We start from the raw sequence: 16,576 nt of genomic DNA, 5'->3' as shown, positions 1-16,576 counted from the left end.
TTAGTCGGGTTGTTCGAGTGATTTGAGATAATCGTAAATCGCCATCTGAGCGCGCACTTTACGGCGATTGCCGCGCGGCACATAGCGATTACTCAGTTCTTTATCAAGATAGCGCGCTTTTACCGTATCGTTGAACAAGATATCAAAAATATCCAGCACCCGCTGTTTCAGGCGCGGGTCGAGCAGCGGGGCGGCAACTTCGATGCGATAATCGATATTACGCGTCATCCAGTCGGCAGAGGAGAGCCAGACCTGCTTATCGCCACCGTTTTCAAAACAATAGACTCGGTCATGCTCGAGGAAGCGGTCCACAATGCTGATGACGCGAATGTTTTCGCTGATGCCTTCCAGACCGGGGATCAGCGAGCACATGCCGCGGATTAACAGGTTGACCGGCACGCCGGAGCTGGAGGCGGCATACAGTCTGTCTACCAGTCCTTTATCCACCAGGTTGTTCAGCTTCAGGGTAATACCGGACGGTTGCCCGTTCTGCGCATTGGCGATCTCGCGGTCGATCATCTCATACAGCAGACGACGCGAGTTCTGCGGCGACACCAGCAGGTAATCGAAGCTGACCGGGCGGTAGGGGTTTTCAATAAAGTTAAACACCCGGCGAACTTCATTGGTAATGCGCGCATCGGCGGTTAACAGCGAATAGTCGGTATAGATCCGCGCGGTCTTCTCGTTGAAGTTACCGGTGCCGATGTGGGCGTAGCGCACGACCTCATCGCCTTCTTTACGCGAGATCAGGAACAGCTTGGCGTGGATTTTCAGGCCCGGCGCGGAGAAGATAACGTGGACGCCCGCTTCCGTCAGGCGTTTCGCCCAGTGAATGTTGGCCTCTTCGTCAAAACGCGCCTGCAGCTCCACCACTACGGTGACTTTTTTACCGTTGTGGGCGGCGTGGATCATCGCGTCGATGATTCGCGAATCCTTGGCCACGCGGTAGATGTTGATTTTGATCGCCAGTACGCTGGGGTCGAACGAGGCCTGACGCAGCAGCTCCAGCACATGCTCAAAAGTATGATAGGGGTAGTAGAGCAGCACATCGCGTTCGCGAATGGCGTCGAAGCCGTTGCGGAATTTATCAAACCACAGATGACGCAGGCGCGGCATAGGTTTATTGACCAGATTGGCCTTACCCACGTTCGGGAAGCCGATAAAGTCTTTGAAGTTGTGATAGCGGCCGCCCGGCAGCATTGAGTCATAGTTGGAGATGGAGAGCTTATCGCGCAGCATTTCGACCATCGCGTCCGGCATATCGCGCTGGTAGACGAAGCGAACCGGCTCGGCGGTCAGGCGCTGTTTCAGGCTGGAGGACATCAGCTCCATCAGGCTCGACTCCATCTCATGCACCAGATCGTACTCGGCGTCACGGGTCATTTTCATCGAGTAGGCGTTCAGCGCATCGTAATCAAAGAAGCCTTTAAAGATGTCGTCCAGGCAATAGCGCAGAATGTTATCCAGCAGGATCATTGGTTTACGGCGGCGAGGCGCTTCCGGCGGCAGGTTTACGAAGCGCGGGACCTTATCCGACGGAATTTCCAGCAGGGCATAGTTGATGTTCTCCCCGCGGATAATCTCCACCGCCAGATAGGTGTAATCATCTTTCAGGAACTGCACGAGGTCCGTTTCGCGGTTAATCAGGATCGGCGAGATATGCTGCCGCAAATACTGTTTAAAGTAGTTGCGCAGCCAGGCCTGCTGATTGACGGACAGCTGGCGCTCGTTGATCAGGAAGATCTGGTTGCGCGCCATCTCCAGCAGCAGTTCGTTATACAGACTATCGAATTCCTGATCGGCCTTCAGAACGCGGGCCTGGATTTTGCCTAACAGGTGGCGAGAATGGGCGGTACTGCCTTGTTCTTCACTGATAATAATCCGGCGCTTAAGCTCAGCGAAGCGCACTTTGTAAAACTCATCAAGGTTGTTGGAGTAGATCCCTAAGAAGCGCATGCGCTCAATCAGCGGGTTACTTTTGTCCGCCGCTTCCTGCAGCACGCGTTCGTTAAAAGATAACCAGCTGAGTTCTTTTTCGATGTATAGCTTTTCCTGGCCCATTACAACTCACACTCCGGATCATTGATGTCGCTTGTTTCATTATGGCGAGCATTGCCATTGAATGTCCAACTATGTCAAAGCAATATGACAGTTTTCTTTCAACCTGATGTCGGGAAAAAGCGGACGCGTTTGTTTGCTTACGTTATGTTCAATCATGAGTAAATGGGGGGCGAAACGATGTGGGAAACGCGGGCGCTGGAGCTCAATAATCAGGATATCTGGCACTGGCCGTCAGCTTGTCGCTTAATGGAATATGCCATAAAACATGGTTTTAATACCGTGGTGATCGGCCAGGCGGAGCTGTTCGGCAAGCTGGTATCGCCGCAGGGCTACACGCCGTTTGACTATAACGACCGGTTGTCGAGCCAGCAGCGAGCGCGCTGTATCTATCTCAACCGCCTGGCGCTGCGCTGTCGGGAACTGGGGCTGCGCTTTTATCTGCAGGCGAAAGAGCTCAGTTTCCCGACGGAGCTGTTGTTAGCGCATCCGGAACTGCTGGATAACCCGGGCGGTGTGCGTTTTGATGTGGATTTCTGGAGCCGTTGGTTGACCGACAAAGTCCGCGCCGTCTGCGAGGGCGTACCGGCGCTCACCGGCTTGATTATCGCCCTTTCCAGCACTGACGGCTTGTTGCCGATCTCCCGCCCGCAGTGGGATAGGCAGCGTCGCGAGGCGGGGGAAGGGCGCCAGCCGGCGCAGAGCTTCGTGCTGTATCGCCGCTGTTTTGGCGCCTTGAGCCAGGCCGTCGCGGCGCAAAACAAACATCTGGTAATACGCGTCTTCCCGGCAAGCAACGACGATCTCAGTACCGTGCTGGACGCTATTGAACCGCTGCCGCCGACGGTATCGGTATCGATTAAACTGACCCCGGAACGCTTCTGGCCAGCCTTTCCCAATAACCCGGCGCTGCTGGCGGTGCAGACGCGGGATGTGTGGGTTGATATCGATCTGGCCGGGGAGGAAGTTGGTTGGGGAGTTATGCCGTTTCTGCGTATCGATGAACTGCAGGGGCGGCTGCTGTGGTGCCAAAGCCGGAATCCGCGTATCACCGGCGCTATCTGTAAAGCCAGCTGGGAAAGTATTGATAACCACTGGATCCCCGATACCTTAAGCGAATGCAACCTGTTCGCCTGCAGCCAGCTGCTGGGGGACGGGATGGCGAAAAACCAGCAGCAGTTGCTCGACCAGTGGCTGGCGCAGCGCTACGGCTGGTGTCCGCCTGACGACGTGGCGCAGCAGTTCCGGCAGCTTCTCGAGCAGGGAGCGCAAACGCTCTACCAGGCGATCTACGTGCGCGACCACGTCTTCCATCGCCACAGCCAGCTGCCGGAAAGCTACGGGCAGGCGGTGTGGAGCCTGTACGGTCAGCTGGCGCGTAGCCACTGGCTGCCGGGGTCGGCGCAGGATATTCATTTCACCCGCGACGACCCGCAGAAGTCGATGAGCAATCTGACGCAAATCGCGCAGGAAAAGGATGAGGTGGCCAGCGGCGCGCAGCGCCTGGGGGAAGAGGCGTTGGCGTTTGCCCACACGGCGGAGTTTCCTGCCGCGCTGGAGCGGCAGTGGCGTGAAGAGTGGCAGGGGCTGGCGCTCTATTGCCAGCTGTTTACCCATGCGCAAAAGGCCTTTTTTACGCTGCATTTCGCCCGCGAGGTGGAGAACAGCTGGAGCATGCGGGAGATCTGCCATATCAATGTGCAGGCGCTGTACCGTTGCGCGTCTGAGATGGAAACGCTCTGCCAGCAGATGAGCGACGCCTCGCCGGCGTTCTACGTCATGTTCGATCCCGGACGGGTGCGTAGCCTGGCGGATAGCCTGAGCACCGAACTGACGGCGCTCAGGTAACGCTTTTACAGCGTGCGATGCAGGGCTTCCACCAGGCACAGCATCGCCATCGCCTGGCCATAGGGCATGGCGGTGAGCGGGATGTGACGATAGTGATCAAGGTCGTGGCCCATCGCGGTGCCGAACGACACCTGCAACAGTTCACCCTGTGGTGAAATATGGTCGATAATTCCCTCGCACGCGCGCTCGGCCACCGGCAGATAATCCGCTTCCAGATAGCCGAGGCGTATCGCTTTGAAGATGCCGGCGGCAAACCCGGCGGTCGCCGAGGCTTCCAGATAGCTGTCGGGGTCGTTGAGCAGCGTTGGCCACAAACCGTTGTCACTCTGGCAGCGGGCAAGCGCGGCGACCTGTATCTGCAGGGTATTTTGCAATTGCCGGTAAACAGCATCATGCTCGTCGAGATCGAGCATCTCCAGCAGCTCCGGGATCGCCAGGGTTATCCAGCTGTTGCCTCGGGCCCACAGAGCGCCGGCGAAGTGGTGTCGGCCGGCGAAATGCCAGCCGTGATACCACAGGCCGCTCTGGCGGTCGCTGAGATAGTGCAGATGCTGTAAAAACTGGTAGATGGCCTCTTCCACCCAGCGCGGTTTATCAAACATTTTGCCCAGTATGGCCAGAGGCAATACCGCCATCATCAGCGTATCGTCCCAGATTTGTTGCTGATGCGCGCTCTCATAGGTGACATGCTGCAGACAGCCTTCATCGGTGCGTGGCATCTGGCGATAGATGGCTTCGCCCCAGCAGTCGAGGTAGGCGCGCCAGTCGCTGCGCGGCGCCTGCTGGTAGCGCAGCGCCAGCGTTAAGAACGGACAAGCCGTATTGATGTTTTTCTCCGGCGTTCCCTCGGCGAAGCGGGCGCTGAACCAGTCGTCAATCAGCTGACGGGCGCGGGGGGAACCGGTCAACTGCTGATAGCGAAACAGTCCGAACAGACCGATGCCGTGCGTCCATTCCCAGCCCTCCCAGCCTTTCGTATCAATGACCCGGCCATCGGCCAGCCGCTGCAGATACTGGCCGCTCTTATCGTTAATGGCGGTTAGGTTATCGATCAGCGCTTCAATACGCTGAAGGAGTTCAGGACGGTTGCTTTTCTGCGACATAATCACTCCCTTGCGGTAAGACGGCGTGTTGCCAGCGGGCATTGCGGTGCGGATGACCGGTTAGTAGTTCAATAGTTTCTCGCGTCTGCGGGCTGGCATCCTGCGGATGGCCGCCAGCGCGCAGGCGCTCCAGCTCGTTAATCAGAATTTGATGGCGCGGCTGGCTTAAGCGGAAACGAAATGCGCCATACATGGCCAGGATCGCCAGCAGGCCGGGGCCCACCAGGAAAACCCACCAGATGCCGTTAAGGGCGGCGGCGTTCTGCGCTTCAGCGCCCTTGGTGAAGCCAAACGCCTCCAGCGCCAGTCCGACGATAAACAGCGCCAGCGCCTGGGAGAACTTGCGCGTCAGCATCATCACGCCGGCGTAAATTCCCTCGCGGCGCACGCCGGTATAGGCCTCATCGACATCCGGCAGAAAGTTATAGACGTTCCACGGAATGAGATAGGTTCCCCCGCGGGCGACGCCCATTACCACCGCACCGCCGAGCAGCAGCCAGGAGAGATGGCTAAAGCCGGCGCTAAGCTGGCTGAACCACAGCAAAGCGCAGAGGATCAGCACAATGGCCAGCTTATAGGCATTGCCGTTGCCAACGCGAATGCACAGCCAGGTGAAGAACGGGATGGCGAAGAACTGAAACAGCGTCATCAGGCTCATCGCCTGCGATGCCAGGGAGGTCCCGACGCGCAATACATAGGTCATGTAATGCATAAACAGCGAGCCGAAAATATCCAACGCCACCGCGCCGCCGACGTACATCATGATATGAATGCGGAAAGTGCGCAGATGAAACGTTGAAGCCATCTCCCGGTATAACGACCCCAGGGTTTTAAGCAACCCCTGGCGTGCCTGCGGTGGCGGAAGAGCGTCGCGCTCCCAGGTGCCGCGCCAGACAAAAATCCACGGCAGGGCGAAGAGCAGGGCGAAGACGATGCCGATATAGAGAAATGCCTGCGATTGGTCGGCGACGTGAGCCATGATTTGCCCGGGGATCAGCGCGGCGAGAAAGGCCGTCGCCTGCGCGAACAGCATCCTCGCGCCCGACATCTTAGAGCGCAGATCGTAGCGCGAGGTCATTTCTGCCGGCAGTGTATCGTAAGGCACCATCAGTAGCGTAAACACGGTGCTGAAAAGTAAATAAGTGCCGAGGTACCAGGCGTAACCGAAACCGCTCACCCACATCAGGGCGAAACAGAGCGACATCGGCGCGCCGAGAATAAAGAAAATCCGCCGGCGTCCCCAGCGGGTGCGGATGTTGTCAGTGATGTAGCCCATCACCGGATCGGTGATCCCATCCCAGATTTTGGCGATGGCGAAAATGGAGGCGGCGGCGGCGGGGGAGAGCCCGGCGACCTCAATATAGAAGTAGAGCAGCCACAGGCCGGTAATGGTCATCGCGCCGCTACCGAAAATATCACCCATCCCCCAGCAGAGGATATTGCGGGTTTTGACTTCTCGCGTTGGGGTTACTGTCCTCGTCATAAGCGTATCTCTTTGGTAAGGAAAGCGAGGTTGCACAGTAAAAGAGGGGGGGCGGGGGCGAAAATGCCGGATACGGGGATTTTGCGCCGTTCTGCGAGCAGCCTGCCAAATGGCGATGAAATGAAATAAATCCCGTGATATGGCTCACGGCTGACGCGATGGCCGCGGGCGGGAACTGTGCGGAGAGTACGCTTTTCGCGGTTGGCCGCGCAGGATTTGCGTTATCCATCACATTTTATCCCTGACGGACCTGGTGAATGTGAAATGCTGCGCAGATATTGCCCCGCGGGCAGTTTCTCCCCTACGCTGGTCGGGCAGGAGATGGTGTGATAGCTGCCTGTTTGATTTTCAGGATACGCTATGAATATTCATCTTTCTCAGCGCCATCCCCACGCGGATGGCGTCACTCCCGATACCGCTCTCTTTCAACAGGCGCTGGACGAGCTGGCGGAGGCCGGAGGAGGTACGCTGGTGGTCGATCACGGCAGGTACGCGCTCGGCGGCTTGCGGATAGGGTCAAATACCTGCCTGTGGCTGTCGCCGGGCGCCAAGCTGATCGTCAGCGAAAACGGCGATGATTTTACCCAAGCGGTCGCGCTGAGCCAGGCAGAGTGCTCCCACCGGGCCTTTCTTTATGCTCTCGATGCGCAAAATGTGAGTATCTGTGGCGGCGGTGAAATCTACGGTAGCGCCGACGGCTGGTTTTCCCGGGATGTCGATGCCATGGGGTACCGCCAGCCCGTCGAGCGGCGGCCGCGCATCATTTTGCTGGAGAACTGCCGCGGCGTGCGACTGGAAAATATTACCGTGCGCCATGCGCCGATGTGGACCATACATCTGGTCTCGTGTATCGGCGTGACGATTAACGGGATTACCGTGGATAACGATTTGACGATGGCCAATACCGACGCGCTGGATATCGACAGCTGCCAGCAGGTGCATATCGCCAACTGCTATTTCAGCGCCGCCGATGACGCTATCTGTCTGAAAACCACGGCCAAGCCTGCGCATATTCAGCGTCCGCTGCGTCAGGTTACGATCGTGAACTGTACGCTGCGGTCGAAAAGCTGCGCCTTAAAAGTCGGTACGGAAACCTGGCAGGATATTGAAGATGTGCTGGTCAGCAACTGCACCATCTTTGATTCCAATCGCGGGATCGGCTTGCTATCCCGCGACGGCGGCCAGCTGCGGCGGATGATCTTCAGCAACATAGCGTTTGCTTGCGTGAGCGCGCCAGCCTGTCACTGGGGGGAGGCGGATCCGGTTTTTCTTTCCGCACGCCATCGCGATCCGGCTATCGCCCCCGGCGCCATCACTCGGATCCAGTTTCGCGGTCTGGTCGGGGAGTGTGAAGGGGCGATTAATTTGCATAGTGAACCAGCGGGCCTGATCCAGCGCATTCTTTTTGACGGCATCCAGCTCCACCAGAAGCTTAATCCACAGGCGGAGCAGGGGCTTTATGATGTGCGTCCGCCGTGTAACCCGCAGTCGCCAACCGGCATGGGCATGGATAATGCCTGGTGTCTGAATCCGCACAGCGGCCGTGCCTGGGGGGTTGAGCCTTACCCGGGAGGGCTGCCGGTGATGTATGCCAACGGCGTGACTGACCTGACGCTACGTGAGTTTGATTACCAGCGGCCGACGCCATTGCCTGCGGGGTGGAACCACAACGCACTTTGCCTGGAAAACACAGATAAATAACCGGGGAGAAGTGAGAAAGTAGCCCCGGCAATGACCGGGGCGAGACGTGCTTATTCTTCAGCGGCATAGCCCTGGGGGGGAAGCTGTCGTTCATCCAGCCAGGCGTGGTTGCCCACCATGCGCAGACGCCCCTCGACGAACCAGCTTATCACCAGCGGATAAATGGCATGTTCCTGGGTCTGTACCCGCGCCGTAACCTCTTCCTCGCTGTCGCCAGCAAAGACCGGCACTTTGGCCTGCAGGATAACCGGACCGCCATCCAGCTCATCGGTGACGAAGTGCACCGAGGTCCCATGCTCCTCGTCACCGTTTTCCAGCACCTGGCGATGGGTATGCAGGCCAGGATACTTCGGCAGTAACGAAGGGTGGATGTTCAGCAGTCGTCCCTGATAGTGGCTGACAAAGGCCGGGCTAAGGATACGCATATAGCCCGCCAGCACCACCAGATCCGGGGCGTAGGCGTCAATTTCATGCATCAGCTGACGATCGAACGCTTCCCGGTCGGCAAACTGACTTTGCGCCAGCGCGTGGGCCGGGATCCCGGCCGCGCGCGCGCGCTCAAGGCCGAACGCATCGGCCTTGTTACTGAATACCGCACGCAGGGTGCCGTTTATCTGTTTCCGGCCACAGGCGTCGATGATCGCCTGCAAATTACTGCCGCTACCGGAAATCAGCACCACAATGTTTTTCATGCAATGACCACACGCTGTTCGGAATCGGAGGCTTTGATATACCCGATTTTCCACGCGTTTTCACCTTTCTCGTTCAGCAGGGCAATGGCCTTGTCTGCTTCTGCTGCCGGCAGGGCGATAACCATCCCCACGCCGCAGTTAAAGGTACGGTACATCTCATGCTGGCTGACGTTACCGGCGGTTTGCAGCCAGTTGAAAACGGACGGCCACTGCCAGGAAGACTCATCAATCACCGCCTGGGTGTTGTCCGGCAGTACGCGCGGGATGTTTTCCCAGAAGCCGCCGCCGGTCAGATGGGCGATGGCGTGGACGTCAACGCTGGCAATAAGGTCGAGAACCGATTTCACATAGATGCGGGTCGGCGCCAGCAAATGGTCGGCCAGCGGTTTGCCGTCAAGGTCGGTGGTCTGTGGGTCAACGCCGCTAACTTCAATAATCTTACGCACCAGCGAATAGCCGTTAGAGTGCGGGCCGCTGGAGGCCAGCGCCACCAGCACATCGCCGTCAGCGACTTTGCTGCCGTCGATGATTTCTGATTTTTCCACCACCCCGACGCAAAAACCCGCCACGTCGTAATCTTCGCCGTGGTACATCCCCGGCATCTCTGCGGTCTCACCGCCCACCAGCGCGCAACCGGACTGCAGGCAGCCTTCGGCGATGCCGTTGATGACGCTGGCTGCGGTATCGACGTCCAGTTTACCGGTGGCGTAGTAATCAAGGAAAAACAGCGGTTCAGCACCCTGAACCACCAGGTCGTTCACGCACATGGCGACCAGGTCGATGCCGATGGTGTCGTGACGCTTCAGATCCATTGCCAGACGCAGCTTGGTACCGACGCCGTCGGTGCCGGAGACCAGTACCGGCTCGCGGTATTTCTGCGGCAGTGCGCACAGCGCGCCGAATCCGCCCAGTCCACCCATCACTTCCGGGCGACGGGTTTTCTTCACCACGCCCTTAATACGGTCGACGAGAGCGTTGCCTGCATCAATATCCACGCCGGCATCTTTATAGCTGAGAGAGGTTTTGTCGGTCACTGCGAAGTCTCCACGCGTTTGCGGTAAGCAAGAAAAATCGGCGCAATTCTAACAGGGAAAGCAAACGTTTGCGAGCCTGCTTTACAGTCGGCGTAAAACCGTTGGCGGATGGTCAAATTTGATACTGCTCACGAAAATGAAACCGGGTACAGCCTTGTGCTTGCCTCAGTGTCAGGTAATCCCCATCATATTAATGAAACCGGTTTCTGTGATTAGTCACCGTATGGATTACCGGTGATTTATGCTCGACAGGGGAGGGATGAATGAAGATTGCGGCATTTGATATCGGTGGCACCGCGTTAAAGATGGGCGTCATGACCCGCGACGGCAGGCTGCTGGAAACCGCGAAGCAGTCAATCAATGACAGCGATGGCGATCATATCTTACAGACCATGCTGTCGTGGCTGGCGGCCCACCCGTCATGCGAAGGCATTGCCATCAGCGCGCCGGGCTATGTCGATCCGCACAGCGGATTTATCACCATGGGCGGCGCTATCCGTCGATTTGATAACTTCGCCATGAAATCATGGCTCGAGACGCGAACCGGGCTGCCGGTCTCGGTGGAAAACGACGCCAACTGTGTGCTGCTTGCCGAGCGCTGGCAGGGTAAAGCGGCGGAGATGGCCAATTTTCTTGTGCTCACTATCGGCACTGGCATCGGTGGAGCGATTTTTTGCCAACATCAGCTGATCCACGGGGCGCGTTTTCGCGCCGGCGAGTTCGGCTATATGCTTACCGATCGTCCCGGCGGACGCGATCCCCGTCGCTACTCGATGAATGAAAACTGCACCCTGCGGGTGCTGCGCTATCGCTATGCAGAACATATTGGCGCGCCGCTGGATAGCGTCACTGGCGAAATGATTTTTGACCGCTATGACGCCGGCGACCCGGTTTGCCAGCGTCTGGTCGCCGAGTTCTTCAATGGCCTGGGCCATGGCCTTTATAACCTCGTCAATATCTTCGATCCGCAGACCATTTTTATCGGCGGCGGCGTTGTGGAACGTCCTGGATTTCTGACGCTGCTGCGCCAGCATCTGGCCTGGTTCGGCATTGCCGACTATCTCGATACCGTCAGTCACGGCAACGATGCCGGCCTGATTGGCGCGGTTTACCATTTCAATCAGCACTATCGTTCGCCTGGCGACGATCGACCTTAGGGAGAGACTATGTCCGGATTTAAAGAAGGTTTTCTGTGGGGCGGCGCGGTGGCGGCGCATCAGTTAGAGGGCGGCTGGCAGGAGGGGGGCAAGGGGGTCAGCGTGGCGGATGTGATGACCGCCGGCGCCCACGGCGTGCCGCGGGAAATCACCGACGGCGTGGTGGCGGGAAAAAACTACCCGAACCATGAGGCGATCGATTTTTATCATCGCTACCCGCAGGACCTGGCGCTGTTTGCCGAAATGGGCTTCAAATGTTTCCGCACCTCGATTGCCTGGACGCGTATTTTCCCGCAGGGCGATGAACAGGAGCCGAACGAGGCTGGCCTGCAGTTTTATGACGATCTGTTCGACGAATGTCTGAAACACGGTATTGAACCGGTCATTACGCTGTCGCATTTTGAAATGCCCTATCACCTGGTCACCGAGTACGGCGGCTGGCGTAACCGCAAGCTGATCGACTTTTTCGTGCGCTTCGCCAGGGTCGTCTTCACCCGCTATCAGCATAAAGTGAAGTACTGGATGACCTTCAACGAGATCAACAACCAGGCTAACTACCATGAGGACTTTGCCCCTTTCACCAACTCCGGTCTGAAGTATTTGCCGGGTGAAGATCGGGAACCGGTAATGTACCAGGCCGCACATTATGAGCTGGTGGCCAGCGCCCTGGCGGTGAAAGCGGCGCGCGAGATCAACCCTGCTCTGCAGATAGGCTGCATGATCGCCATGTGCCCTATCTATCCGCTGACCTGCGCGCCGGACGATATGATGATGGCGATGAACGCCATGCACCGTCGGTACTGGTTCACCGATGTCCACGTCCGCGGCCGCTATCCGCAGCATCTGCTCAACTATTTTGCCCGCCGCGGCTTTAGCCTGGACATCACCGAAGCCGATCGTCAGGCGTTAACCGAAGGCTGTGTCGACTACATCGGCTTTAGCTACTATATGTCCTTCGCCACCAAAGCCACCGAAGACAACCCCTTGCTCGATTATGATGAAACCACCAGCCTGGTCTCCAACCCGTACGTGAAAAAGTCGGACTGGGGCTGGCAGATTGACCCGGTCGGCCTGCGCTATTCTCTGAACTGGTTCTGGGATCACTATCAGCTACCGCTGTTTATTGTCGAAAACGGTTTTGGCGCGATCGATGTTCGTGAAGCGGACGGCAGCGTGGATGACCAGTACCGTATCGATTATCTCTCCGCGCATATCGCGGAGATGAAAAAGGCGGTGGTCGAGGATGGCGTCGATCTGATGGGTTATACCCCGTGGGGCTGTATCGATCTGGTTTCCGCCGGAACGGGGGAGATGAAAAAGCGCTACGGCTTTATCTACGTGGATAAAGATAATGAAGGCAACGGCACGCTGGAGCGCAGTAAGAAGAAGTCGTTCGACTGGTATAAGAAGGTGATTGCCAGCAACGGGGAGCAGCTATAATTCCCCCGTGGCGCTGCGCTTATCGGGACGGCGGGGTTTGCGGTCCGGGTAAGCGTTAGCGCCGCCCGGCAGAACCCCGCGCTAAAACCGGAGCCTCGCCTCCGGTTTTTTTGTCTCTAAATCACTTTGCTTGATATACGTCAAGCAAGATGGGTATGGCCTAATCCGAAAAAAGCGGTATAATCCCGCGATTTTTTTTGTGGCTGCCCCTCAGAGGAGAAAGAGAATGAAGATTGTGGAAGTCAAACACCCACTCGTCAAACACAAGCTGGGCCTGATGCGCGAGCACGACATCAGCACCAAACGCTTCCGTGAACTCGCCTCTGAAGTGGGCAGCTTACTGACTTATGAAGCCACCGCCGATCTGGCGACCGAGAAAGTGACCATCGAAGGCTGGAACGGCCCGGTGGAAGTTGAGCAGATCAAGGGCAAGAAAATTACCGTCGTGCCAATCCTGCGCGCAGGCCTCGGCATGATGGAAGGGGTACTTGAGCACGTGCCGAGCGCGCGTATCAGCGTGGTGGGTATTTATCGCAATGAAGAAACCCTCGAGCCGGTACCTTACTTCCAGAAGCTGGTGTCCAACATCGATGAGCGTATGGCGCTGGTGGTTGACCCGATGCTGGCCACCGGTGGGTCGATGATCGCCACTATCGATCTGCTGAAAAACGCCGGCTGCACCAGCATCAAGGTGCTGGTACTAGTGGCGGCGCCGGAAGGAATTGCCGCGCTGGAGAAAGCGCACCCGGACGTTGAGCTGTACACCGCCTCTGTCGATAAGGGACTGAACGAGCACGGGTACATCATTCCCGGTCTCGGCGATGCCGGCGACAAGATCTTTGGTACGAAATAATCGCATAACGATAAATAAGCCGACTTTGAGAGTCGGCTTTTTTTTGAATAAAACACACATAACTAACCATCTCAGAGGAAAACACTATGACGCGCCGTGCTATCGGGGTGAGTGAAAGACCGCCGCTTTTACAGACTATCCCGCTTAGTTTGCAGCACCTGTTTGCCATGTTTGGCGCAACGGTGCTGGTGCCAATCCTGTTCCACATCAACCCGGCCACCGTGCTGCTGTTCAACGGTATTGGTACGCTGCTGTACCTCTTTATCTGTAAAGGCAAAATCCCGGCGTATCTGGGATCGAGTTTCGCCTTTATCTCTCCAGTGCTGCTCCTGCTGCCGCTGGGCTATGAAGTGGCGCTGGGCGGTTTCATTATGTGCGGCGTGCTGTTCTGCCTCGTCTCCTTTATTGTCAAAAAAGCCGGTACCGGCTGGCTGGATGTGATGTTCCCCCCGGCGGCGATGGGGGCCATCGTGGCGGTTATCGGTCTGGAGCTGGCGGGCGTGGCGGCCAACATGGCCGGGCTGCTGCCGGCCGACGGCCAGTCGCCGGACAGTAAAACCATTATTATCTCGATGGTGACCCTGGCGGTGACGGTGTTTGGTTCGGTCCTGTTCCGCGGCTTCCTGGCGATTATCCCGATCCTGATTGGCGTTCTGGTGGGCTATGCGCTGTCGTTTGTGATGGGCGTGGTCGATACCACCCCGATCGCCGAAGCGCACTGGTTCGCGCTGCCAACCTTCTACACGCCGCGTTTTGAATGGTTCGCCATCTTCACCATTCTGCCCGCTGCGCTGGTGGTGATTGCCGAGCACGTCGGTCACCTGGTGGTGACGGCTAATATCGTCAAACGCGATCTGATCCGCGACCCGGGCCTGCATCGTTCGATGTTTGCCAATGGCCTGTCGACGATCGTTTCCGGCTTCTTCGGCTCGACGCCTAACACCACCTACGGGGAAAATATCGGCGTGATGGCGATTACCCGCGTCTACAGCACCTGGGTTATCGGCGGCGCGGCGATCATTGCGATTCTGCTCTCCTGCGTCGGCAAACTGGCGGCGGCGATCCAGATCATCCCGGTGCCGGTGATGGGCGGCGTGTCGCTGCTGCTGTACGGGGTAATCGGCGCCTCAGGGATCCGCGTACTGATTGAATCGAAGGTGGATTACAGCAAGGCGCAGAATCTGATTCTCACCTCCGTGATCCTGATCATCGGCGTCAGCGGTGCCAAAGTGCACATCGGCGCCGCTGAGCTGAAAGGGATGGCGCTGGCCACCATCGTCGGTATCGCGCTCAGCCTGATTTTCAAGCTTATCAGCGTCCTGCGTCCGGAAGAGGTGGTTCTCGACGCCGCGGATAGCGAAGAGGTTAAATAACGATCGTCTGGCCGGGCGGCGATCCCGCCCGGTTCTCTCCTGACCTAAATCTGTGATAAACTCTTCGGGTTTTTCTGTAAGCCTATGTTGAGGTCCATCTGAACGCACCGGCACAGCTCTCTTTGCCACTGTATCTTCCTGACGACGAAACCTTCGCGAGTTTCTGGCCGGGTGATAATCCTTCCCTACTTGCTGCCCTCCAGAACGTACTGCGCCAGGAACACAGCGGGTATATTTATATCTGGTCACGTGAAGGGGCGGGTCGCAGCCACCTGTTACATGCCGCCTGCGCCGAGCTTTCCCAGCGCGGGGATGCCGTGGGCTACGTGCCGCTGGATAAACGCACCTGGTTTGTGCCGGAGGTGCTGGAGGGGATGGAACAGCTGGCGCTGGTCTGCATCGATAACATCGAGTGCGTCGCCGGGGATGAGCCCTGGGAAATGGCCATCTTTAATCTCTACAACCGGATCCTGGAATCAGGTAAAACCCGTCTGCTGATCACCGGGGACCGGCCGCCGCGGCAACTGAATCTTGGTCTGCCGGATCTCGCCTCGCGGCTTGACTGGGGGCAGATCTATAAGCTGCAGCCGCTGTCGGATGAAGACAAGCTGCAGGCCCTGCAGCTGCGCGCCAGACTGCGCGGCTTCGAGATGCCGGAGGACGTTTGCCGCTTCCTGCTGAAGCGGCTGGATCGCGAAATGCGCTCGCTGTTTATGACCCTCGATCAGCTGGATCATGCCTCGATTACCGCTCAGCGCAAGCTGACGATCCCCTTCGTGAAAGAGATCCTTAAACTCTAGTCCGCCTGCGGAGTCAGTTCCTCCTCCGTCAGCCCGGTCAACCGGGCGACCAGATCGCGCGCCAGGCCACTGTGTAGCATAGCGGCGGCGATACGCTGCGCCTCTTCCTTCCGGCCTTCCTGACGGCCCTGCGCCAGGCCCTGCGCCAGGCCCCGCTCCAGGCCCTGTTGTTCCAGATATTCCGCAATTGTCATCAACGTCTCCTTGTGCTGCGGCGTACGTAACGCCAGCTCGCGAATGAACTTGATCGGCTCTCGCGCGTTGCCTGCCTGCACCAGATAGTGCATCAGGGCTTGTACCTGCGATTCCGTCGCCAGACCAGTCAATAATAATTCGCTCAGCTTGTCGAGGAGCTGCGCCAGATCGCGTTGTCGAATATGTTTTTGCAGTAACTCCAGCGTCGCCATGCGCTGATGGGTGGCAATGTCGTCATCCGGAATGACGGTAATGTCCGCCAGCGGAAACGCCCCGTGATAAAGGTGGCCGGCCAGCTCCGGAGCGACGAATTCATCGAGCCAGCGCAGCGAGAACGGGTAGGGGCTCACCAGACCGTGGTAGAAGAGAACAGGGATCACCAGCGGCAGCCGATCGTGGCCGGCATCAAGGTGGCGCTGCATGGCGGCGATGGCGTAGCGCATCAGACGAAAGGCCATATGCCGATCGGGCGTGCTCTGGTGTTCGATAAGCGCATAAATATAGCCGTCTCCCGCCGTGGTTTTCAGGGAATACAGAATGTCGGCGTAAAAGGGACGCAGATCGTCTTCGACAAAATGCCCGGACTCGAGATGCAGCGTACGCAGATCGCACACCTTAAGCAGCGTCTCGGGCAGGTACAGCCGCAGAAAATCGCGGGCGGTATCAGGATGGGAGAGATAGCTCTTAAATACGGCATCATGAGGCGTTGAGGTTGGTTTTTTCATGTTCATCCGTCCAGTGGATTGAGCGATAGATGAACAGTAGCACTGCAAGGCGGGCGGGAGGGATAGGCGTGGAAGATCTGGAATCGGCTACGTAAAAAAGCGCCGCGATAGTGC

The 16,576-nt window shown here is 57.7% G+C and carries 13 protein-coding genes; 7 read left to right on the top strand and 6 right to left on the bottom strand.

The features are described 5' to 3' along the window. Positions 1 to 2,061, bottom strand: coding sequence for a polyphosphate kinase 1 (gene ppk1, locus GQR96_RS18085; RefSeq protein WP_002913838.1), 2,061 nt, complete (start codon positions 2,059 to 2,061; stop codon positions 1 to 3). A 177-nt stretch (positions 2,062 to 2,238) separates the two neighbouring features. Between ppk1 and GQR96_RS18080 the strand changes: the two genes are divergently transcribed. Next, positions 2,239 to 3,906 (top strand): hypothetical protein, encoded by a 1,668-nt coding sequence (locus GQR96_RS18080; RefSeq protein WP_032456485.1) that lies wholly within the window; start codon positions 2,239 to 2,241, stop codon positions 3,904 to 3,906. A 5-nt stretch (positions 3,907 to 3,911) separates the two neighbouring features. Here GQR96_RS18080 and GQR96_RS18075 read toward each other — a convergent pair whose 3' ends face one another. Both GQR96_RS18075 and GQR96_RS18070 read right to left on the bottom strand, forming a co-directional pair. Beyond that, on the bottom strand, positions 3,912 to 5,009 hold the full coding sequence (locus GQR96_RS18075; protein ID WP_023318864.1) for a beta-galactosidase BglB: 1,098 nt from the start codon (positions 5,007 to 5,009) through the stop codon (positions 3,912 to 3,914). Next, positions 4,984 to 6,432 (bottom strand): MFS transporter, encoded by a 1,449-nt coding sequence (locus GQR96_RS18070; RefSeq protein ID WP_065802923.1) that lies wholly within the window; start codon positions 6,430 to 6,432, stop codon positions 4,984 to 4,986. The genes GQR96_RS18075 and GQR96_RS18070 overlap by 26 nt, the downstream gene beginning before the upstream one ends. A gap of 420 nt (positions 6,433 to 6,852) precedes the next feature. On the opposite strand from GQR96_RS18070, the gene GQR96_RS18065 reads away from it, so the two are divergent. Beyond that, positions 6,853 to 8,193 (top strand): glycoside hydrolase family 28 protein, encoded by a 1,341-nt coding sequence (locus GQR96_RS18065; RefSeq protein ID WP_004201919.1) that lies wholly within the window; start codon positions 6,853 to 6,855, stop codon positions 8,191 to 8,193. A gap of 50 nt (positions 8,194 to 8,243) precedes the next feature. Here the strand turns inward: GQR96_RS18065 and purN are convergent, their stop codons facing one another. Next, positions 8,244 to 8,885: a phosphoribosylglycinamide formyltransferase gene (gene purN, locus GQR96_RS18060; RefSeq protein WP_004201920.1), complete on the bottom strand. Its 642-nt coding sequence runs from the start codon at positions 8,883 to 8,885 to the stop codon at positions 8,244 to 8,246. Next, on the bottom strand, positions 8,882 to 9,919 hold the full coding sequence (purM, locus tag GQR96_RS18055; protein WP_004201922.1) for a phosphoribosylformylglycinamidine cyclo-ligase: 1,038 nt from the start codon (positions 9,917 to 9,919) through the stop codon (positions 8,882 to 8,884). Before purM ends, purN begins: the two co-directional genes overlap by 4 nt. A gap of 263 nt (positions 9,920 to 10,182) precedes the next feature. Between purM and bglK the strand changes: the two genes are divergently transcribed. The 5 genes from bglK (at position 10,183) to GQR96_RS18030 (ending at position 15,542) form a co-directional block, all read left to right on the top strand. Beyond that, a complete protein-coding gene (gene bglK / locus GQR96_RS18050; RefSeq protein ID WP_017900443.1) occupies positions 10,183 to 11,076 on the top strand; it encodes a beta-glucoside kinase BglK in 894 nt (297 codons plus the stop codon). A 9-nt stretch (positions 11,077 to 11,085) separates the two neighbouring features. Continuing rightward, entirely contained in the window at positions 11,086 to 12,516 is a 1,431-nt protein-coding gene (locus GQR96_RS18045) for a 6-phospho-beta-glucosidase (protein ID WP_017900444.1), read from the top strand. 226 nt (positions 12,517 to 12,742) lie between these two features. Then, positions 12,743 to 13,369 (top strand): uracil phosphoribosyltransferase, encoded by a 627-nt coding sequence (gene upp, locus GQR96_RS18040; RefSeq protein ID WP_004201927.1) that lies wholly within the window; start codon positions 12,743 to 12,745, stop codon positions 13,367 to 13,369. Between the two features lie 86 nt (positions 13,370 to 13,455). After that, entirely contained in the window at positions 13,456 to 14,742 is a 1,287-nt protein-coding gene (gene uraA / locus GQR96_RS18035; protein WP_017900445.1) for a uracil permease, read from the top strand. Between the two features lie 98 nt (positions 14,743 to 14,840). Next, positions 14,841 to 15,542: a DnaA inactivator Hda gene (locus GQR96_RS18030; protein WP_020947395.1), complete on the top strand. Its 702-nt coding sequence runs from the start codon at positions 14,841 to 14,843 to the stop codon at positions 15,540 to 15,542. On the opposite strand, the gene GQR96_RS18025 is transcribed toward GQR96_RS18030, so the two are convergent. Next, a complete protein-coding gene (locus GQR96_RS18025; protein WP_017900446.1) occupies positions 15,539 to 16,462 on the bottom strand; it encodes an Rpn family recombination-promoting nuclease/putative transposase in 924 nt (307 codons plus the stop codon). The genes GQR96_RS18030 and GQR96_RS18025 overlap by 4 nt on opposite strands. Positions 16,463 to 16,576 lie beyond the last annotated feature (114 nt).

The sequence above is a fragment of the Klebsiella sp. PCX genome, assembly GCF_021869705.1.
In the GTDB taxonomy this organism is placed as follows: Bacteria; Pseudomonadota; Gammaproteobacteria; order Enterobacterales; family Enterobacteriaceae; genus Klebsiella; species Klebsiella quasipneumoniae.
The sequence above is the reverse complement of the archived record's forward strand: the minus strand, read 5'-3'. Positions and strand labels throughout refer to the sequence as shown.